Below are 18,808 nucleotides of genomic sequence, written 5' to 3'. Positions count from 1 at the left end.
GACACCGGGCAACCCCGCAGCCCGCACCGCGCACCCCCGCACCCAGCCCGCAGCCCGCACCGCGCACCCCCGCGACCCGCACCGCATCCGCACCGCGGACCCCCGCACCCCATGCCGCCGTTTGTATGGCGGCGCAACAATCCGGCGCAGTGGACTAGACCTGTCCCCCGTCCACCCTTCAGACTGTCCACGTGAGACACGTCATCGCCCTCGATGTGGGCGGCACCGGCATGAAAGCCGCCCTGGTCGGGGTGGACGGCACCCTCCTGCATGAGGCCCGTCGCCCCACCGGGCGCGAGCGCGGGCCGGACGCCGTCGTCGAGTCCATCCTTCGCTTCGCCGCAGAGCTCCGCTCGTACGGCCAGGAGCACCTCGGCCAGAGCGCGCTCGCCGCCGGCGTCGCCGTCCCCGGGATCGTCGACGCCGACCACGGCATCGCCGTCTACGCCGCCAACCTCGGCTGGCGCGACGTACCGCTGCGCGCCCTCGTCGCCGACCGCATCGGCGGCGTCCCCGTCGCGCTCGGGCACGACGTCAGGACCGGCGGGCTCGCCGAGGGACGGATCGGGGCCGGCAAGGGCGCCGACCGGTTCCTGTTCGTGCCGCTCGGCACGGGGATCGCCGGCGCCATCGGCATCGCCGGGCGGATCGAGGCCGGCGCCCACGGTTACGCCGGCGAGATCGGCCACATCGTCGTCCGCCCCGACGGGCCCGACTGCGGCTGCGGCCAGCGCGGCTGCCTCGAGACGCTCGCCTCCGCCGCCGCGGTGACCCGCGCCTGGGCCGAGGCGAGCGGCGACCCGGACGCGGACGCCGCCGACTGCGCGAAGGCCGTCGAGTCCGGCGACCAGCGGGCCGTACGCGTCTGGCACGACGCCGTCGACGCCCTCGCCGCCGGCCTCGTCACCGCGCTCACCCTGCTGGACCCCCGCACACTGATCATCGGTGGCGGTCTCGCCGAGGCGGGGGAAACCTTGTTCACACCACTGAGGGCCGCCGTCGAGGAGCGAGTGACGTTCCAGAAGCTGCCCGCCATCGTCCCGGCAGCCCTCGGGGACACCGCCGGATGCCTGGGCGCGGGGCTGCTCGCCTGGGATCTGCTCGCCACCGACTCGGAGGTAACCGCCTAATGGCCGCACGCGCCACAAGCGCCGCACGCGCCGAAAGCACCGTTCTCGCCGGCGCCCGGGTGGTCCTGCCGACCGGGACCGTCGAGCACGGACGGCTCATCGTCGAGGGCACGAAGATCGCCGGCGCCGCGCCCGCGGACGCGCCTGCCATCGACCTGACCGGCCACTGGGTCGTCCCCGGCTTCGTCGACATCCACAACCACGGCGGCGGCGGCGCCTCCTTCACCTCCGGCAGCGCCGAGGACGTGCTGAAGGGCGTGCGGACCCACCGCGAGCACGGCACCACCACGCTCGTCGCGTCCACCGTGACCGGCGAGATGGACTTCCTCGCCCACCGCGCCGGCTTCCTCTCCGAGCTCGTCGAGCAGGGCGACCTCGCCGGCATCCACTTCGAGGGACCCTTCATCTCGCCGTGCCGCAAGGGCGCCCACAGCGAGGAACTGCTGCGCGACCCCGACCCGGCGGAGGTGCGCAAGCTGATCGACGCGGCACGCGGCACCGCGAAGATGGTCACCCTCGCCACCGAACTGCCCGGCGGCATCGACTCCGTACGGCTGCTCGCCGAGCACGGCGTGATCGCCGCGATCGGCCACACGGACGCGACGTACGAGCAGACCGTCGAGGCGATCGAGGCGGGCGCGACCGTGGCGACGCACCTGTTCAACGCGATGCCCGGCCTCGGCCACCGCGCTCCGGGCCCGATCGCAGCGCTCCTGGAGGACGAGCGCATCACGGTCGAGCTGATCAACGACGGCACGCATCTGCACCCCGCCGCCCTGGAGCTCGCCTTCCACCGCGCGGGCGCGGGCCGTGTCGCCTTCATCACGGACGCCATGGACGCGGCGGGCTTCGGCGACGGCCGCTACCAGCTCGGCCCGCTCGCGGTCGACGTCAAGGACGGGGTCGCCCGGCTGGTCGACGGCGGCTCGATCGCCGGCTCTACGCTCACCCTGGACACCGCATTCAGGCGCGCGGCCACCATCGACAGGCTGCCGGTGGAGGACGTCGTCCAGGCCATCTCGGCCAACCCCGCGAAGCTGCTCGGCGTGTACGACAAGGTCGGCTCGCTGGAGCCGGGCAAGGACGCCGACCTGGTGGTGCTCGACGCGGAGTTCACGCTCAAGGGCGTGATGCGTAAGGGCGAATGGGTGGTTGAGCCCCAAGTGGGGTGATTTCTGCGTAACTTATGGCAAGGCGGTTGGCCCGGGGGTCTGGGCCAACCGCCTTCGGTTTGGCATGATCAGGGCCCGTACGAACACGGCAAGCGCGTTCTGTGGGGGGTGACACGGGTGATTCTGACGGTCACGCTCAACACCGCCCTGGACATCACGTATTCGGTCCCCGCGCTGACCCCGCACGCCAGCCACCGCGTCGGGGAGGTCCGCGAACGCCCCGGTGGCAAGGGCCTCAACGTCGCCCGCGTGCTGGCCGCGCTGGGCCACGAGAGCGTCATCACCGGCTTCGTGGGCGGTCCCGTCGGAGCCGTACTGCGCGATCTGCTGGCCCCGCTCACGCCGCACGACGCGCTCGTCCCGATCGCCGGGACCACGCGCCGCACGCTCGCCGTCGTGGACGACGCGAGCGGCGACACCACCCAGCTGAACGAGGCGGGCCCCACGGTCAGCCCCGCCGAATGGGCCACGTTCCTCTCCTCGTACGACTCCCTCCTGCGAGAGGCCCGGGCCGTCGCCCTGTGCGGCAGCCTGCCGCCGGGCATCCATGTGGGCGCGTACGCCCAACTGATCCGCCTGGCCCGCGCCGCGGACGTCCCCGTGCTCCTCGACACCAGCGGCGAACCGCTGCGCCGCGGCATCGCCGCCCGCCCCGACCTGGTCAAGCCGAACGCAGACGAGCTCGCCCAGCTCACCGGCTCCCGCGAGCCGCTGCGCGCCGCCCGCGACGCCCGCCGCCGCGGCGCGCACACGGTGGTCGCCTCGCTCGGCCCGGACGGCGTGCTCGCGGCCACCCCCGAAGGCGTCTGGCAGGCGATCCCGCCCGCCCCGGTGAAGGGCAATCCGACGGGCGCGGGCGACTCGGCGGTCGCCGGGCTGCTCTCCGGGCTCGTGGAGCGGCTGCCGTGGCCGGACCGGCTGGCCCGTGCCGTCGCCCTGTCCGCGGCGACCGTGCTGGCCCCGGCGGCGGGCGAGTTCGACGCCGTGGCGTACAAGGACCTGCTGCCACGCATAGCGGTGACAGAGCGCGTGGCCGCGGCGTGAAAGCCCACCGCGAGCGCACAATCGGGCCCAGCTGTCCGGGAATTGGGGGGCACCATGCCGCTTGTCAGCACTGGTGAACTCGTCTCGGCCGCAGCGGCAGGCAGCCGCGGCATAGCCGCCTTCAACGTCATCACGCTGGAGCACGCGGAGGCGATCGCCGCCGGGGCCGAGCAGGCCGGCGCGCCCGCGATCCTGCAGATATCCGAGAACGCGGTGAAGTTCCACGGCGGAAAGCTCTCCGCTATCGCCGCAGCCGCATCCGCCGTCGCCCGCGCATCCACCGCCCCGCTCGCCCTCCACCTCGACCATGTCGTCTCCGCGGACCTGCTGCGGGCGGCGGCCGACGAGGGCTTCAGCTCGGTGATGTTCGACGCCTCGAAGCTGCCGTACGACGAGAACGTCAAGGCCACGGCGGACGCGGTGCGCTGGGGCCACGAGCGCGGCATCTGGATCGAGGCGGAGCTCGGCAAGGTCGGCGGCAAGGAGGGCGAGCCCCCGCTCGACGCCCACGCCCCGGGCGTCCGCACCGCCCCGTCCGAGGCCGCGGCCTACGTCGCCGACACGGGCGTGGACGCGCTGGCCGTAGCGGTCGGCTCGTCCCACGCGATGACGCAGCGCACGGCGTCCCTGGACCACACCCTGATCACCGACCTGCGGGACGCGGTCCCGGTTCCCCTGGTCCTGCACGGCTCCTCCGGCGTCCCGGACGAGGAGATCCGCCGCGCGGTCGCCGCCGGCATGGTCAAGATCAACGTCGGCACGGCGCTCAACACGGCGTTCACGGGCGCGGTCCGGGCCTTCCTGGAGGCCAACCCGTCGACGGTGGACCCCCGGAAATACCTCGTCCCGGCTCGCGAAGCGATGGCCGGGACGGTGGCGGGTTTCCTGCGGACGATCCGAACGGATCAGAACGTGATCAGCCGTTCCTGACCTCGAGCCAGTCGAGAATGGCGTTGCACTGGTTGCCCTGCTCGCAGGAAATCTTGATCTCGTTCTCGCCCTGCTTCAAGGTGACCGGCGCCCACGTGGTCTGCCAGTTCTTGTCCCAGGCCGGGTCCGTGGACTTGATGAAGTTCTTCAGCCCCAGCGGGTTGCTGTTCGCCTTGCCGTTGATGGTCAGCGTGGCGTTGGCGTCCTGCGCCGGGATGGCGTAGCGCACATACAGCTTGTACGCGCCGGGCGACGTGACCTTCGCCTTCCAAGTGACCGAGGCGCCCACCGAGTTGAAGCCGGTCACAAACGCACCGCCCGAACCCTCCGCACCCTCGATGTCCTTCGCAAGCGCGGCAGGGGCTCCGAGCTGCAATGTCGCCGCATCCTGCTTCGGCAGCGGCTCCTGCACGTCCTCCGAGGCGGACGGCTCATCGCTCGGCTTCACGGACTGGCCCGCCGTCGCGCCGCCGTTCCCGCCCGACCGGTCGCCCGCCTTGTCGTCCTCGCCGCCGGCCGTCATCAGCGCCACGCCGATGGCGATCACCACGACCGCGACCACCGCGATCGCGCCGATCAGCAGGCCCTTGGTGTTGGGGCCGCCGCTGCGGCCGCCACCGTGGCCGCCACCGTGGCCGTTGCCTTGCTGCTGGGGCACGGTCTGGCGGGTGGGGGCGCCGCCGGGGTAGGTCTCGGGCGCCGCGTACTGCGCGGTCGGCTGGCCCTGCGGTGCGTACGCCTGCTGCGGCACCTGGCCGTACTGGCGCTCGCCGACCGTCCGTACCTGGTTGTACGAGGTTCTGGGGACCCCGGGCTGCGCGGCCGGACCCGGATAGCCGTAGCCGCGGCCCTGGCCGGGCGGTGTCGCGCCCGCTGCCCGTCCGTCCTCGTACAGGTAGCCGAACGGATCGTCGTCCTCGGGCGTGCTCGCGCCGTTGTTACCGGCCGTCATCCCTAGTCACTCCTTACCATGTCGTCAGCACATCGCCGACGCGGGCGAGCCTACCCGGTTCGGAGTAACCCAGAGGGTGTCGTTGCCCTCAGCCGGCCCGCCGGTGCACCTTCGCCCGGGACCGCTTCTCGATGTACATCCGCTGGTCAGCCGATTGCAGGACCTCTTCCACGGACATCCCGCAGCTCGCCCAGCCGATCCCGAAGCTCGCCCCGACGCGAACCCCCCTGCCGCCGACCCGGATCGGCAAGATGATCGCGTTCCGCAGGCGAACGGCCAGGTCGGCGGCGTCCGCCGCGCCCAGGCCGTCGGCGAGGACGACGAACTCGTCACCTCCGAGCCGGGCGACGGTGTCGTTGTCGCGTACGAGGGTGGTGAGCCGGCGCGCGACCTCGACCAGCACCGCGTCACCCGTCTGGTGCCCGAACCGGTCGTTGATCGACTTGAAGCCGTCCAGGTCGCAGAAGAGGACCGCGAGCCCCTTCGTCCCGTCGTCGATCTCGCTGTCGGGCGCGACCGCGTGCACATGGTGGTCGTACGGCACGCCCGTCGTCTCGAAATCGAAGCCGTCACCGCCGAAGATGTGCTCCGTGTCGGACTCGTAAGCGGCGTCGAGCGCCTCGATGGCCGTCTCCCGCGCCGCGTGCGGCCGCTCGCACAGCCGGGAGCTGAGCCGGGCGCGCAGCTCCGCGCTGTTGGGCAGGCCGGTGAGCGAGTCGTGCGAGGCGCGGTGGGCGAGCTGCAGCTCGTGGCGCTTGCGCTCCTCTATGTCCTCGACATGGGTGAGCAGAAAACGCGGCCCGTCCGCGGTGTCGGCGACGACGGAGTTACGCAGCGAGACCCAGATGTACGTACCGTCCCGGCGGCCGAGACGCAGCTCGGCGCGGCCGCCCTCCGCGGACGTACGCAGCAGGGTGCCGACGTCCTCGGGGTGGACGAGATCGGCGAAGGAGTACCGGCGCATCGCGGCCGCCGGGCGGCCGAGCAGCCGGCACAGGGCGTCATTGGTGCGCAGCAGCCGGCCGTGCTGGTCGCCGCCCATCTCGGCGATGGCCATGCCGCTCGGCGCGTATTCGAAGGCCTGCCGGAAGGACTCCTCGCTGGCGCGCAGGGCCTGCTGCTCGCGCTCGAGTCTGACCAGGGCGCGCTGCATGTTTGCTCTCAACCGGGCGTTGCTGATCGCAATGGCCGCCTGCGACGCGTACATCTGGAGCGCTTCCTGGCCCCAGGGTCCGGGGCGTCGTCCATTGCGCGGCCGGTCGACGGAGATGACGCCGAGGAGCTCTCGACCGCCACCCGATGCGTACATGGGGGCGTACAGCCGGTCCTGCGGGTGCCACTCGTCCTCGAAGCGGGGATCGGGGCCTTCGGTGTGCCACTGCGGGACGTCGTCCTCTATGAGCACCCAGCCCTCGGTGTGCGGGATGAAGCGGAGCTCGCCCCAGGCCTCACCCATGGACAGCCGCCGCTCCCAGGAGGGGCGCGAGCCGACCCGTCCGGTGATCAGGGCTTCCGCGGCGGCGCTGCCGGCGAACGCGGCAACGACGAGGTCACCGTCGGGGCGTACGAGATTGACGCAGGCCAGTTCGTAGCCGAGTCCTGCGACGATGCCGTCGGCGACGGTCTGCAGAGTGTCGGCCAAGCTCCGGGCCGTGTTGAGGTCCGCGACGACCTGGTGCAGCTGCCGCAGGGTCGCAAGACGGACGTAGGGCTCCGACTCGGTCTCCATCGCTCGCTCTCCCCGAGACCTCGACAGCAAACTCCAGGGTTCTCATCGGCTTTCATGTTTCGGTATCACGGCCACTGAATCACAGCGAGCTGTCCACTCGGTACACAGGGTCAACAATTACTGCACTCTGTGACTCAAGTCACATCAGATGATGAAGGGTTGCGAGCGCGGGGTTGGAGCGCTCCATGTCTTTCTTGAAAGCAAATCCGGGTACGCCGGTCATGCGCCCGGCGTGCGCCGTTTTCGCGCCGGTCCTGTATCGGTCCGGCGCCGTCGTCTATCGGTCCCGCGCCGTCCCGTCCAGGTCCTGCGCCGGTCCTAGGACTTGGCTGGTCCCCTGGGCCGATGCGGGGCCGGGCGGCCGAGGTTAGCGTTCTCGTGTGTTGCAGACGACCTCTACTTCCGCCACTGATGCCATCCCCCATGCTGAGGGGGTGAGCAACGAGGAGTTCCGCGCCGCCATGTCCCGGCTGGCCGCGGGTGTGGTGCTGGTGACCGCGCACGACCCCGACGACGGCCCGCGCGGCGAGGACGTCGGCATGACCGCCACCGCGTTCATGTCGGTGTCGCTGGACCCCCCGCTGGTGCTGGTGAGCCTGCGCAACGGCTCGCGCATGGACGACCTGCTCGCTGAGCAGCCGCTGTGGGGGGTGTCGGTGCTCTCGGAGAGCCAGCGGCACGTCGCCGGGCGGTTCGCGATGAAGGGACGGGTCAGCGACCGGCTGCTGTTCGAGGACATCCCGTACACACGGGGCGAGGTGAGCGGAGCGCTGTTGGTCCGGGGCGCGCTGGCGACGCTGGAATGCAGTACGGAACAACGGATCGAGGCGGGCGACCACACACTGGTGATCGGCCGGGTGCTGGCGGCGTCGCTGCCGAGCGGGGACGGGGGGCCGCTGCTGTATTTCCGTGGCCGGTACCACCAGTTGGGCTGAGGGGCTTTCCCCCGACCCACCCCTTCCCAGTCCCATTCCTAGTCCCAGGTTTCCTAGGCCCAGGTTTCCTAGTCCCAGGCGCGGCCCGTGCGACCCCGTTTCGTTTCTGCGCGTTGCTTCTTCTCGCGCAGGCGGCGCTCATTGATGCCGCGCGGGATCTTCGTCGCCCGTCGGGGTCGCGGTGGCGGCGCCGTCGCCTCTGCGAGCAGCGTCGCCAGGCGGACCGCCGCCGTCTCGCGGTTGCGCCACTGCGAGCGGTGCTCCGACGCACGTACGGCGATCACCCCGCCGACCAGCCGGCCCGCGAGCCGCTCCAGCGCGCGGTCCTTCCAGACCTGCGGAAGCGCCTCGGTCTTCGCGAGGTCGAAGCGGAGCTCCACCTGCGAGTCGCTGGTGTTGACGTGCTGGCCACCCGGTCCCGACGACCGCGAGAAACGCCACATGAGCTCGGCCTCCGGCAGGGAGACCGAACCGCGGATGATGTAGGGCCCGGACATGCCTCCATGGTCGCGTGCCCGCGCCGTTCGCGTCACCCGCTTTTCCGCGACTCGGCAAGGACGAGCACGGCAAATAAAGAAAGGCGGGTGGAACCTGGCAGTCCCCTGCCTGCGTTATGACGGGTGACGGTAGCTTCGGGAGTGCTCGAAGCCCGCACACCACCACGAAGGGGACTTCCCAATGGCAGTAAGCCTGTCCAAGGGCGGCAACGTCTCGCTCACCAAGGAGGCACCGGGCCTGACCGCCGTCACGGTCGGCCTTGGCTGGGACGTCCGCACCACCACCGGCACCGACTTCGACCTCGACGCCTCCGCCATCGGCGTCAACCCCGGTGGCAAGGTCGCCTCCGACGCCCACTTCGTCTTCTTCAACAACAAGGCGACGCCCGACCAGACCATCGTCCACACCGGTGACAACCGCACCGGCGAGGGCGGCGGCGACGACGAGCAGATCAACGTCAACCTGGCGGGTCTGCCGGCCGACGTCGACAAGATCGTCTTCCCGGTCTCGATCTACGACGCCGTCAGCCGCAGCCAGAACTTCGGCCAGGTGCGCAACGCCTACATCCGCATCGTCAACCAGGCCGGCGGCACCGAGCTCGCGCGCTACGACCTGAGCGAGGACGCCGCCACCGAGACCGCGATGGTCTTCGGCGAGCTCTACCGCAACGGCGCCGAGTGGAAGTTCCGCGCGGTCGGCCAGGGTTACGCCTCGGGGCTGGAGGGCATCGCCCGCGACTTCGGCGTCAACCTCTGACGTTCACCGCGGTGTTCAGGGAGCCCCCGGCCGCGGCCGGGGGCTCCCTGCGCTCCCCGCGCGCTCTCGGCTACGGCCGCGCCGGCTTGTCCTTGCCGTACAGCCAGGTGTCCCACACCGCCCTCCTCAGGTCCTTGCCGGACTGCTCCTCCACGTACGCGGTGAAGTCGGCGGTCGAGGCGTTGCCGTGCCGGTGCGCCGTCGCCCAGCCCCGCAAGATCTTGTAGAACATGTCCTCGCCCACCGTCTGGCGGATCTTGTGGATGACCATCGCGCCCCGCCAGTACACCGGCGGGTCGGAGACCTCGGCGGCTGACGGCGGATCAGCAGGCGGGAAAGCCCAGTTGTCCTCGTCGGCGAAGGCCTCCTCGAAGCTTTCCTGGGCCGGGGTGTCCTCGAAGTCCTCCGCCCAGATCCACTCCGCGTACGTGGCCAAGCCCTCGTTGAGCCACATGTCCTTCCAGGACGCGGGCGTCACGGAGTTGCCGTACCACTGGTGCGCGATCTCGTGGACGAGCGTCCCGACGTCGAATTGTTCCGCCGGGAAGACGGGCCTGGTCTGGGTCTCCAGGGCGTACTTGATCTCGTTCGTCGGGACGACGATCGCGCCGATGGAGGAGAAGGGGTACCGACCGAAGTTCTCCGTAGCCCACTTCATGATCTCGGGGATGCGGGCGAGCAGGTCCGCGCTCTCGTCGGCCACAGCCGGGTCGACGGCGGTGAGGACGGAGAGGCCGGAGGGCGTGAGGGAGCGCTTCACGTCGTACGCGCCGATGGCGAGCGTGGCGAGGTAACTGGCCATCGGCTCCTTCGACTTCCAGGCGAAGGTGGTGCGGCCGCCGGTCGTGCGCTCGCTCATCAACTCCCCGTTGGAGATGGCCTTCAGCCGCTCGGGGACGGTGACCGTGATGTCGTACGCGGCCTTGTCGCTCGGGTGGTTGTTACTGGGGAACCACGCCATCGACCCGGTGGGCTCGCCGACCGCGAGCGTGCCGTCCGCGGTCTTCAGCCAGCCTTCCACGTCGCCGTCCTCCTCGTCGCCGCCCTCGTTGACGATCTTCTGCGGCTCTCCGGAGTAGCGGACGACGGTACGGAAGGTCTTGCCCTTGTCGATGTCGCGGTGCGGGCGCAGCGTCAGCTCGTCGCCCGCCTGGTTGGCGGCGGCCTTCTTGCCGTCGACGGTGGCGCTGTCGACGGTCAGCTCGTGGAGGTCGAGATTGAAGGCGCTCAGGTCCTGGGTGGCGCGGGCGGTGATCTCGGCGGTGCCCTTGAGGCGGCCGGTCTTCGGCTCGTAGTCGAGGTTCAGGGCGTAGTGCTGGACGTCGTAACCGCCGTTGCCGAGATCGCGGAAGAGCGGGTCGCGTACGCCTGATGCGCCCGGCTTGCCGTGCACGGCGGCGCCGCCGTCGGTACAACCCGCGAGGAGGAGCAGGGCGACGGCGGGCGTCAGGGTGCGCAGCGTCAGGGTGCGTAAGCGAGTTCGCTGATCCACGCAGTTGATCCTACGGGGGCGGGTGTCAGCAGCGATTGCTGCCGTAGCCCGGCGGGGCGGGCGGGCAGGGGCGGGCGGGCTCGGGGTGGGGCGCCCCCCATGACACCATCACCCCGTGCTCGACATCGGCTACTCCCTCTCCCGTCGCTTCCCCGACCCCCCGCAGACCGACTACCGCCGCGCGGACGTCCAGGCGCTGCGGCACGACCTGTTCTGCGGGGACGTCTATCTCGCCGACACCAAAGAGGACCGCGAGGTCTCCACAGCCTGGGGATGGGTGCCGGTGCTCGACTTCGCCTGGGCGTTGTGCGACATCGTCGAGCAGCTCGACCGCGACCCGCTCGGCAGCCGCGCCGCGAAACCCCAGTACGCCGAGCTGGACTTCACCGAGTCCGCCGACCGGATGCTCTTCGAGCGGCGCTTCGGCTGGGTCGATGTGGAGGCCGACTGGATGCCGGGCGACGAGCCGCCCCTCACCTTCAGCCACGCCGAGCTGCGCCGCGAGGCCCGCGACTTCCTGCACGATCTGATCGCGGATCTGTCCGACATGCACGAAGGGCTCGACGACAACCCCGTCGTCTGGGACCTACAGGCCCGCTTCCCGCGCCTGTAGCACGGCGGCCAGACGGCAAGGCGGACAGGGGACAACAGCGGCTCTTGACCTCAAGCGGGCTTGAGGTTGAAGGGTGTTGCCCGTAGCCACCGAGTCAGCTCACGAGTCTGCTCAGAGGAGCCCGCCATGCACGCCATCCGCCTCCACGCCTTCGGCCCCGCCGAGAACCTTCGCTACGAGCGGACCGAAGACCCCGTCCCCGGCCCCGGCCAGGTGCGGATCGCCGTCGCCGCGTCCGGCGTCCATCTCCTCGACACCGCCCTGCGCGAGGGCATGACCGGCCCCTACCCCGCCCCCGTCGAGCTGCCCACCATCCCCGGCCGCGAGGTCGCGGGCATGGTCGAGTCGCTCGGTGACGGGACCGACCCGGGCTGGCTCGGCAAGCGGGTTGTCGTCCACCTCGGCATGGCCCCCGGAGGCTACGCGGAGCTCGCCGTCTCCGACGCCGCCCGGCTGCACGAGATCCCGGGCAACCTCGACGAGGCCGAGGCCGTCGCGATGATCGGGACGGGCCGTACGACGATGGGCATCCTGCAGTTCACCGACCTCGGCCCCGACGACATCGCTATCGTCCCGGCCGCGGCCGGCGGCATCGGCACGCTCCTCGTGCAGTACGCGAAAAACGCCGGCGCCCTCGTCATCGGCCTCGCGGGCGGCCCCGCCAAGGTCTCCCGGGTCGTCGAGAACGGCGCCGACCTGGCCGTCGACTACAGGGAGGCACACTGGCCCGACCAGGTCCGCGGCTACCTCGGCGAGCGCCGCGCGACCGTCGTGTTCGACTCGGTGGGCGGGGCGACCGCCCACACCGCCGTCGACCTCCTCGGCAAGGGCGGCAAGCACATCGTCTTCGGCTGGTCGGGCGAGGGCCTGCACGACGGTGCGCCGCTGACCTTCACGGACGAGGAGCTGGCGGAGCGCGGCATCACCTCCGAGGGCGTGCTCGGCCCGGTGATGATCGAGAAGGCGGGCGGCGACGTACGCACACTGGAAGAGCGGTCCCTCGCCGAGGCCGCGTCGGGCCGGCTGCGCCCCGCCGTGCAGCGCTTCCCGCTCGCCGAGGCGGCCGAGGCCCACCGCGCACTGGAGACCAGGGGCACGATGGGCAAAGTCGTCCTGATCCCGCAAACGCCATGAATCCCGTAGACGCAATGAACCCCGTAAACGCTATGAACCGAGAACGCTATGAACCGAGCTTGGTGAGCGCCCCGTCGGTCAGCCGGTAGACCGTCCACTCGTCCTGCGGCTCCGCACCCAGTGCGCGGTAGAAGTCGATCGACGGGGTGTTCCAGTTCAGCACGGACCACTCCAGACGCTCGTAACCGCGCTCCACACAGATCCGCGCCAGCTCGGCCAGCAGCGCCTTGCCGTATCCGCCGCCGCGCAGCACCGGCCGTACGTACAGATCCTCCAGATAGATGCCGTGCACCCCGCGCCACGTCGAGAAGTTGAGGAACCAGAGCGAGTAGCCCGCGATCTCCCCTTCCGCCGTCTCCGCGATATGCGCGAAGGCGGCGGGCCGCTCGCCGAACAGCGCCTCGTGCAGCTGCTCCTCGCTCGCCCTTGCCTCTTCCAGGGCCTTCTCGTACTCGGCGAGTTCGCGGATCATGCGGTGGATCTCGGGGACATCGGCGGGTGTGGCGTGACGAATCATGTGGCCAGGATGGATGCCGACCCGGCTACCGTGCCAGCAGCTTCCGACCGATGGACACCTGTTGCTCCTGGAGACGGGTCTCTCCGCCCTTCACGTCCCACAGGCTGTTCTGCAGAACGCGCCCGAGCGTCCAGGCCCGCGCCGTCTCGCGGTCGAGGCCCAGCACCTCCGTCATCAGATCGAAGCGCCACAGGACTTCCGCCGGGTCGAAGCGGTTGCCGAGGGCGGGCAGCAGATCGAAGCCCGGATCGCCGGCGAGCGGCTTGGGGTCGATGGCGAGCCATGGCTCACGCGCGGATCCGGGGTGCAGCGGCCAGCACGTTGTCGTAGTGCAGATCCCAGTGCAGCAGCCGGTCGCCGGGCTCGTCGGCGACCTCCCGTACCGCCGCCGCGCAGTCCCTCAGCAGCCGCCGCTCGTCCTCGTCCGCGAGGGCTGTCAGCGCGCGCGGCACGCCGTCGAGCATCCGGGCCGCGATGTCACCGAGCCGCCGCAGCCCGTCCGGCGCCGGTACGGACGTCAGCCGGGCCAGCAGCTCGGCGAGGATCCGCACCGCCTCCCGGCTCTCGGCCACGACGGACAGATGACGCGATGAGTCCAGCCGCTCCAGCAGCAGTGTGCCGGTCTGCTGCTCGTACTCCAGCAGCCGTACGGCCCCGTCCCCGTCCCAGGTCCGCAGCGCGAGCGGCTCCCCCTCGCTCTCCTCGTCGACGGCCTGGAGCTTGAGGGCGGCGGGCATACCGTCCGCGCGCTCCACCGGCAGGACGAGCGCGCACCAGCCGTGCATGGGGCGGCCGGTCTGCCGCAGCTCCCAGCGGTCCAGGAAGTCGGCGGCACGCTCCGGCAGCGCGGCGAGGAAAGCACGGCCCGCCTCACCGCCGTACTTGATCTGCGTGGCCGTCAGTTCTTCCGGAATGTCGATCACGCCCGGATCCTACGACCGTGCGGAGACCGGTCCTGGGTACGACCATGAAAGGGCCTACGAGTACCCTCCCGCCACAACAGGCGCACAGTGGCGGCCGGATCAAGCAGCAGGGACATCATGAGCACCAGCACCGTCAACGGCGGCATATCGTTCTGGTACGCGCAGGACGGCACCCCCGTCCCCCGGGAACCCCTCCCCGGAGACGCCACCGCGGACGTCTGCATCGTCGGCGGCGGATACACCGGTCTGTGGACGGCCTACTACCTCAAGAAGGCCGTGCCCTTCTTGAACATCACGGTCCTTGAGGGCAAGTTCTGCGGCTACGGCGCCTCCGGCCGCAACGGCGGCTGGCTCTACAACGGCATCGCCGGCCGCGAGCGCTACGCCAGGCTCCACGGCCACGACGCCGCCGTCCGCCTCCAGCAGGCCATGAACGACACCGTCGACGAGGTGGTGCGCGTCGCCGCGGAAGAGGGCATCGACGCCGACATCCACCAGGGCGGCGTACTCGAAGTCGCCCGCACCCCCGCCCAGTTGACCCGCCTCAAGGCCTTCCACGCCGTCGAGATCGCCTTCGGCGAGAAGGACCGCGTACTGCTCGGCGCCCGCGAGACCGCCGAACGCGTACGCGTCACCGGAGCCGTCGCCTCCACCTGGACCCCGCACGGCGCCCGCCTGCACCCAGTGAAACTCGTCAAGGGCCTGGCGGCGGTCGTCGAAGCACTGGGCGTCACCATCCACGAGTCGACGCCCGTCACGGAGATCAAGCCCAAGCACGCCATCACGCCGTACGGCACGGTCCGCGCCCCGTACATCCTGCGCTGCACCGAAGGCTTCACCGCGAACCTCAAGGGCCAGAAGCGAGACTGGCTCCCCATGAACTCCTCCATGATCGCGACGGAACCCCTCCCCCGGTCCGTCTGGGACACCATCGGCTGGGACGGCCACGAGACCCTCGGCGACATGGCCCACGCCTACATGTACGCGCAGCGCACCGCGGACGACCGCATCGCCCTGGGCGGCCGGGGCGTCCCGTACCGCTTCGGCTCGAAGACCGACAACGACGGCCGCACCCAGCCCGCCACGATCGAAGCCCTCCGCGAGATCCTGGTCCGCTTCTTCCCGACCACCGCGGGCGTCCGCATCGACCACGCCTGGTCGGGCGTCCTCGGCGTCCCCCGCGACTGGTGCGCCACGGTCACCCTGGACCGCTCCACCGGCCTCGGCTGGGCGGGCGGCTACGTCGGCTCCGGCGTGGCCACCACCAACCTCGCGGCCCGGACCCTGCGCGACCTGATCCAGCAGGACTCGGGCCAGGCGGGCGGCACCGAACTCACCTCGCTGCCCTGGGTGAACCACAAGGTCCGCAAGTGGGAGCCGGAGCCGCTGCGCTGGCTGGGCGTGCAGGGCATGCACGCGGCCTACCGCGCGGCGGACCGCCGCGAGGCGGGGGCGCGCACGGCGGAGACCGACCGCATCGCCCGGGTGGCGGACCGGATCGCGGGCCGGCACTAGGGAGTTGCCCGGCCGCCTCAGACCTCCAGCGGGGCGCGTTCGGCACTGAGCGCACGAGGGCCCCGGACGCATCGTCCGGGGCCCAGTCGGCTGCTCAGCGGCCGTACGTCAGAACAAGGATCAGAGCAGGCTGTTCAGCGAGCGCCCCTCGACGCCGCCCCAGCCCGTACCCACCTTCGTACGAGCCGAGAACGGCGCCGTCGCCTTGCCCGTGCCCTTGTAGAGCCAGAAGACCCCGGCCGCGTCCCGCGCGATCAGGTCCGCCCGGCCGTCGTCCGTCAGGTCGCCCGGGCCCGACAGCAATGCGTACGCACCCCAGCCGGTGCCGACCTTGGTGCGGGCGGCGAACGGGGACGCCGCGTTGCCCGTGCCCTGGTACAGCCACTGCGCGCCCGACGCGTCCCGCGCGATCAGGTCCGCCCTGCCGTCACCCGTCAGGTCACCAGCGCCGGTGAACTGGTTGTAGACGCCCCAGCCGCTGCCTACCTTCGTACGCGCGGCGAACGGCGCGGAGCTGCTGCCCGTGCCCTTGTACAGCCACAGCACACCCGCACCGTCGCGGGCGAGCAGGTCCGCCTTGCCGTCACCCATGACATCGGCGACGCCGGTCAGCGAGTTGTAGACACCCCAGCCCGAGCCGACGCGTGTCCGCGGGCCGAAGGCCGGGTAGTAGTCGCCGCTCATGCGGTAGTGCCACAGGACACCCGTGCTGTCCCGGCCGACGACGCCCGCGCCCGTGTTCTGGACGGTCAGCGGCGAGAGCTTGGTCAGCGCGTTGTACGCGTTCCAGCCGCGGCCCATCGGCTCGGCGAAGTCCCCGAACGGCTCCGTGGCCTTTCCGGTGCCCGAGAAGGAGTGGAGCGTGCCGCCGGTGTCCCGGGCGAAGAGGGTGTGGTGCGTGGGGACCGGGCGCGAGCTCTGGACCGCGAAGGTGCTGCGCGCCTCCGGGTTGCCCGTGCCGAACGTGTAGACGTTGTAGACCGCGTTGACGTCGATCTTCCAGGCCGCGGCCGTGGCGGCCGCCTTCAGCGTGTACGAGACGGTGACGTCGCCCGGCGTGACGGCGCAGGTGACGCCCCCGTAGCCGAGGTCGCCGAGCACATGGTCACAGGTCGCGGTCGGACCGCCGGTGGCGGAGGTGATCTCGACCTGGAGCTCGCCCTCCTCCCACCAGCGCTGGCCCTCGGACGGCTCGAAGAACACCTCCAACTCGCCCTTGTCCACGGCGTGGACGGTCACCGACTGGGTGACGGACCCACCGGCCGGCAGCGCCGGGGTGTCCAGTTTCAGGGTGTTCTGGGCGACGTGCTCGGCCGACCTCACGGTCACGGTACGGGCGGCGTGCCGGCCGTCCTCCGGAAGGCTGCCGACCGTCTGCGCCTCCTTGACGGCCTTGTTGATGTCCGCCCCGCGGGCCGCGTAGACGACGCCGTAGTGGAGCGTCGTGTCGTGGGCGGCGGACGCGGCGGCCTCGACGGTCAGCCCCGGGAAGGGGTTGTCGTCGTTGATGGGGCAGGTGTAGACCCCGACGACTCCGGCCGCAGGCTTGCAGACCTCCTGCGCCTCCGCGGTGATGCCGGCCGGCAGCCCGGCCCCGCTCCACGTCGGGTCGGTCAGTTCCTTCTTGCTCAGGGCGAACACGAGCGTGCCGTCCGGAGTGCCGTCAAGGCCGGTCGGAGTCAGCTCGCCCCAGCCGTCGCCGGGCTGCAGAACGATGTCGTCGATAGTGAAGCCGATGAACTCGTCCGCGGCGACGGCCGGTCCGGCCGTGCCCACGACGGCGGCGACCAGCAGGGCCGCGCTCCCCCCGAAGGCGAAGAGTCTTCGCATGAAGCGGTTCCTCAAGATGAAAAGGCGGCACTGTGCTGCCGCGGCAACGCCAGGCATCCCCCCATGGCGTTCCCGGAACGTACAGCACAAGGGCCCCCGGCGATCCGCCAGGGGCCCCGTGCACCACGGACTGCCTGCGTCTACGTCAGCGCGTCGAACCGGTCCCAGTCCCTGGCGGCCTGGGCCCGCGCCTTGAACGGCAGTGCCGCGTCACCCGTGCCCATGTACATCCACATCACCCCGGCCGCGTCCCGGGCTACGAGTTCCGGATGCCCGTCGGCGTTGATGTCACCGAGCGGCACCAGCGAGTTGTAGATGTTCCAGCCGTTGCCGATCTTCGTACGCGGCTTGACCGGCAGGGATCCGTCCCCCGTGCCCTGGTACAGCCACAGGTCACCGGCGCTGTCCCGCGCGATCAGATCCGGTTTTCCGTCACCCGACACATCGATGCCGCCGGTCAGCGAGGTGTAGATGTTCCACCCGGTCCCGATCTGCACCCGCGCGGCGAACGGCGTCGCCCAGCTGCCCGTGCCCTTGTAGAGCCAGAGCGCACCGGAGCCGTCCCGCGCGATCAGATCCGCCTGGCCATCGCCGTTGAGATCACCGGCGCCGCGCAGCAGGGTGTACGCATTCCAGCCGCTGCCGACCCGTACCTCCATCCGCATGGGGGTGTTCATGTCCAGACCGGGCATCTGGTAGTGCCAGAGCACGCCCTCCTTGTCCCGGGCGACGACGCCGCCGCCGAGGAACCACTCCTTGATCGGGGAGAGTTTGGTGAACGCGTTGTACTTGTCCCAGCCGTTCAGGCGCCAGAAGTAGCGCTCGACGTCGAGGCCGTGCACTCCGTACGCGCCATGCATGGTGAGAGCGCCGGTGCCCTTGTCCCGGCCGAGGACGAGGTAGTCATCGGCGACCGGGACGGAGCTCTGGACCGCGAAGTCGCTGGTCGCCGAGCCCAAGAGGTCCGAGCCCACGCTGAAGACGAGGTGAGCGGTGAGCTTCCAGGCCGGAGTGTTCGCTGCCGCCTTCAGGGTGTACGCCACGGTGGTGGTGCCCTCGGGGAGCCTGCAGTGCAGGGACTCCTCCACGACGTCCGACGGGTAGGAGCAGTCCGCGGTCGACCCGTCGACGGCGGCGACGCTGAGCCCAGTGCCCCACCGGTCCTCCTCGCGCCAGGAGCGCTGCCCCTTCTCCGTCGTGAACCGCAGGTCCAGATCGCCCGCCATCGTGGTCCGCACGGTGACCCGGTGGGTGACCGTGCCACCGGCCGCGACGTCCGGTGCCTCCATCGTCAACTCGGCCGATTCGTCCACCACCGTCGACGCGGCGGCTGTTCCTGCCAGTCCGGCGGCCAGCAGCGCCACCGCCCCCGCCATGGCGGCAAGGCGTCGTCCGCCCCCGCCCAAGAATCCACGCGTAGTACGCACAGCACGTCCCCCTGTCGCTCCCCGATGGGCGGCATCCCCTGCCGCTCCCGCACCAGGCGTCCCCCCGGCGCACATATGAACGTATACGCGAAAGTCCCGGAGCGAGGTTCGCTCCGGGACTTCCCGTACGCCGAGCCTCCTGTCGGGTTCGAACCGACGACCCCCGCTTTACAAGCGAGGTGGGGCGATCACGGGCGTGACCTGCGGAATG

The 18,808-nt window shown here is 70.9% G+C and carries 16 protein-coding genes and 1 pseudogene; 9 read left to right on the top strand and 8 right to left on the bottom strand.

Features of this window, described 5'->3' with window-relative positions:
- Positions 1 to 191 precede the first annotated feature (191 nt).
- The 4 genes from QFZ67_RS21285 (at position 192) to QFZ67_RS21270 (ending at position 4,276) form a co-directional block, all read left to right on the top strand.
- On the top strand, positions 192 to 1,130 hold the full coding sequence (locus tag QFZ67_RS21285; protein WP_307662662.1) for an ROK family protein: 939 nt from the start codon (positions 192 to 194) through the stop codon (positions 1,128 to 1,130).
- On the top strand, positions 1,130 to 2,302 hold the full coding sequence (gene nagA / locus QFZ67_RS21280; protein WP_307662661.1) for an N-acetylglucosamine-6-phosphate deacetylase: 1,173 nt from the start codon (positions 1,130 to 1,132) through the stop codon (positions 2,300 to 2,302). The genes QFZ67_RS21285 and nagA overlap by 1 nt, the downstream gene beginning before the upstream one ends.
- Before the next feature lie 117 nt (positions 2,303 to 2,419).
- The gene (locus QFZ67_RS21275) at positions 2,420 to 3,346 is read left to right on the top strand and encodes a 1-phosphofructokinase family hexose kinase (protein WP_307662660.1); all 927 of its coding nucleotides are present in this window, start codon (positions 2,420 to 2,422) and stop codon (positions 3,344 to 3,346) included.
- 54 nt (positions 3,347 to 3,400) lie between these two features.
- Complete coding sequence (locus tag QFZ67_RS21270) at positions 3,401 to 4,276, top strand: class II fructose-bisphosphate aldolase (protein WP_307662659.1); 876 nt, start codon at positions 3,401 to 3,403, stop codon at positions 4,274 to 4,276.
- On the opposite strand, the gene QFZ67_RS21265 is transcribed toward QFZ67_RS21270, so the two are convergent.
- Positions 4,263 to 5,228: a CBM35 domain-containing protein gene (locus QFZ67_RS21265; protein WP_307662658.1), complete on the bottom strand. Its 966-nt coding sequence runs from the start codon at positions 5,226 to 5,228 to the stop codon at positions 4,263 to 4,265. The genes QFZ67_RS21270 and QFZ67_RS21265 overlap by 14 nt on opposite strands.
- An 88-nt stretch (positions 5,229 to 5,316) precedes the next feature.
- Entirely contained in the window at positions 5,317 to 6,957 is a 1,641-nt protein-coding gene (cdgB, locus tag QFZ67_RS21260; protein ID WP_307662657.1) for a diguanylate cyclase CdgB, read from the bottom strand.
- A gap of 380 nt (positions 6,958 to 7,337) precedes the next feature.
- Here cdgB and QFZ67_RS21255 point away from each other — a divergent pair, with 380 nt between their 5' ends.
- Positions 7,338 to 7,892, top strand: a complete 555-nt coding sequence (locus QFZ67_RS21255) for a flavin reductase family protein (RefSeq protein WP_307662656.1) — start codon at positions 7,338 to 7,340, stop codon at positions 7,890 to 7,892.
- A gap of 68 nt (positions 7,893 to 7,960) precedes the next feature.
- Here the strand turns inward: QFZ67_RS21255 and arfB are convergent, their stop codons facing one another.
- Positions 7,961 to 8,389 (bottom strand): alternative ribosome rescue aminoacyl-tRNA hydrolase ArfB, encoded by a 429-nt coding sequence (gene arfB, locus QFZ67_RS21250; RefSeq protein ID WP_307662655.1) that lies wholly within the window; start codon positions 8,387 to 8,389, stop codon positions 7,961 to 7,963.
- A gap of 181 nt (positions 8,390 to 8,570) precedes the next feature.
- Between arfB and QFZ67_RS21245 the strand changes: the two genes are divergently transcribed.
- The gene (locus QFZ67_RS21245) at positions 8,571 to 9,146 is read left to right on the top strand and encodes a TerD family protein (RefSeq protein WP_307662654.1); all 576 of its coding nucleotides are present in this window, start codon (positions 8,571 to 8,573) and stop codon (positions 9,144 to 9,146) included.
- A 70-nt stretch (positions 9,147 to 9,216) separates the two neighbouring features.
- Here QFZ67_RS21245 and QFZ67_RS21240 read toward each other — a convergent pair whose 3' ends face one another.
- Positions 9,217 to 10,638: a M1 family metallopeptidase gene (locus tag QFZ67_RS21240; protein ID WP_373430078.1), complete on the bottom strand. Its 1,422-nt coding sequence runs from the start codon at positions 10,636 to 10,638 to the stop codon at positions 9,217 to 9,219.
- A 115-nt stretch (positions 10,639 to 10,753) separates the two neighbouring features.
- Between QFZ67_RS21240 and QFZ67_RS21235 the strand changes: the two genes are divergently transcribed.
- Positions 10,754 to 11,251 (top strand): hypothetical protein, encoded by a 498-nt coding sequence (locus QFZ67_RS21235; protein WP_307662653.1) that lies wholly within the window; start codon positions 10,754 to 10,756, stop codon positions 11,249 to 11,251.
- Positions 11,252 to 11,377: 126 nt separating this feature from the next.
- Positions 11,378 to 12,385, top strand: a complete 1,008-nt coding sequence (locus QFZ67_RS21230; protein ID WP_307662652.1) for a zinc-binding dehydrogenase — start codon at positions 11,378 to 11,380, stop codon at positions 12,383 to 12,385.
- 46 nt (positions 12,386 to 12,431) lie between these two features.
- Here the strand turns inward: QFZ67_RS21230 and QFZ67_RS21225 are convergent, their stop codons facing one another.
- Complete coding sequence (locus QFZ67_RS21225; RefSeq protein ID WP_307662651.1) at positions 12,432 to 12,902, bottom strand: GNAT family N-acetyltransferase; 471 nt, start codon at positions 12,900 to 12,902, stop codon at positions 12,432 to 12,434.
- Positions 12,903 to 12,927: 25 nt separating this feature from the next.
- A pseudogene (locus QFZ67_RS21220) lies at positions 12,928 to 13,825 on the bottom strand (aminoglycoside phosphotransferase family protein).
- Positions 13,826 to 13,942: 117 nt separating this feature from the next.
- On the opposite strand from QFZ67_RS21220, the gene QFZ67_RS21215 reads away from it, so the two are divergent.
- Entirely contained in the window at positions 13,943 to 15,340 is a 1,398-nt protein-coding gene (locus QFZ67_RS21215; protein ID WP_307662650.1) for an FAD-binding oxidoreductase, read from the top strand.
- 120 nt (positions 15,341 to 15,460) lie between these two features.
- Here QFZ67_RS21215 and QFZ67_RS21210 read toward each other — a convergent pair whose 3' ends face one another.
- Together QFZ67_RS21210 and QFZ67_RS21205 are read right to left on the bottom strand one after the other, a co-directional pair.
- Entirely contained in the window at positions 15,461 to 17,170 is a 1,710-nt protein-coding gene (locus QFZ67_RS21210; RefSeq protein WP_307662649.1) for a VCBS repeat-containing protein, read from the bottom strand.
- A 140-nt stretch (positions 17,171 to 17,310) separates the two neighbouring features.
- Complete coding sequence (locus QFZ67_RS21205; RefSeq protein WP_307662648.1) at positions 17,311 to 18,597, bottom strand: VCBS repeat-containing protein; 1,287 nt, start codon at positions 18,595 to 18,597, stop codon at positions 17,311 to 17,313.
- Positions 18,598 to 18,808 lie beyond the last annotated feature (211 nt).

The organism is Streptomyces sp. V1I1 (assembly GCF_030817355.1).
Taxonomy (GTDB): Bacteria; Actinomycetota; Actinomycetes; order Streptomycetales; family Streptomycetaceae; genus Streptomyces.
The sequence above is the reverse complement of the archived record's forward strand: the minus strand, read 5'-3'. Positions and strand labels throughout refer to the sequence as shown.

Coding starts and splice junctions, on each gene's coding strand:
- cdgB (WP_307662657.1), bottom strand. CDS start 6,957: ATGGAGACCGAGTCGGAGCCCTACGTCCGTCTTGCGACCCTGCGGCAG.
- QFZ67_RS21215 (WP_307662650.1), top strand. CDS start 13,943: ATGAGCACCAGCACCGTCAACGGCGGCATATCGTTCTGGTACGCGCAG.
- arfB (WP_307662655.1), bottom strand. CDS start 8,389: ATGTCCGGGCCCTACATCATCCGCGGTTCGGTCTCCCTGCCGGAGGCC.
- nagA (WP_307662661.1), top strand. CDS start 1,130: ATGGCCGCACGCGCCACAAGCGCCGCACGCGCCGAAAGCACCGTTCTC.
- QFZ67_RS21270 (WP_307662659.1), top strand. CDS start 3,401: ATGCCGCTTGTCAGCACTGGTGAACTCGTCTCGGCCGCAGCGGCAGGC.
- QFZ67_RS21265 (WP_307662658.1), bottom strand. CDS start 5,228: ATGACGGCCGGTAACAACGGCGCGAGCACGCCCGAGGACGACGATCCG.
- QFZ67_RS21225 (WP_307662651.1), bottom strand. CDS start 12,902: ATGATTCGTCACGCCACACCCGCCGATGTCCCCGAGATCCACCGCATG.
- QFZ67_RS21245 (WP_307662654.1), top strand. CDS start 8,571: ATGGCAGTAAGCCTGTCCAAGGGCGGCAACGTCTCGCTCACCAAGGAG.
- QFZ67_RS21230 (WP_307662652.1), top strand. CDS start 11,378: ATGCACGCCATCCGCCTCCACGCCTTCGGCCCCGCCGAGAACCTTCGC.
- QFZ67_RS21210 (WP_307662649.1), bottom strand. CDS start 17,170: ATGCGAAGACTCTTCGCCTTCGGGGGGAGCGCGGCCCTGCTGGTCGCC.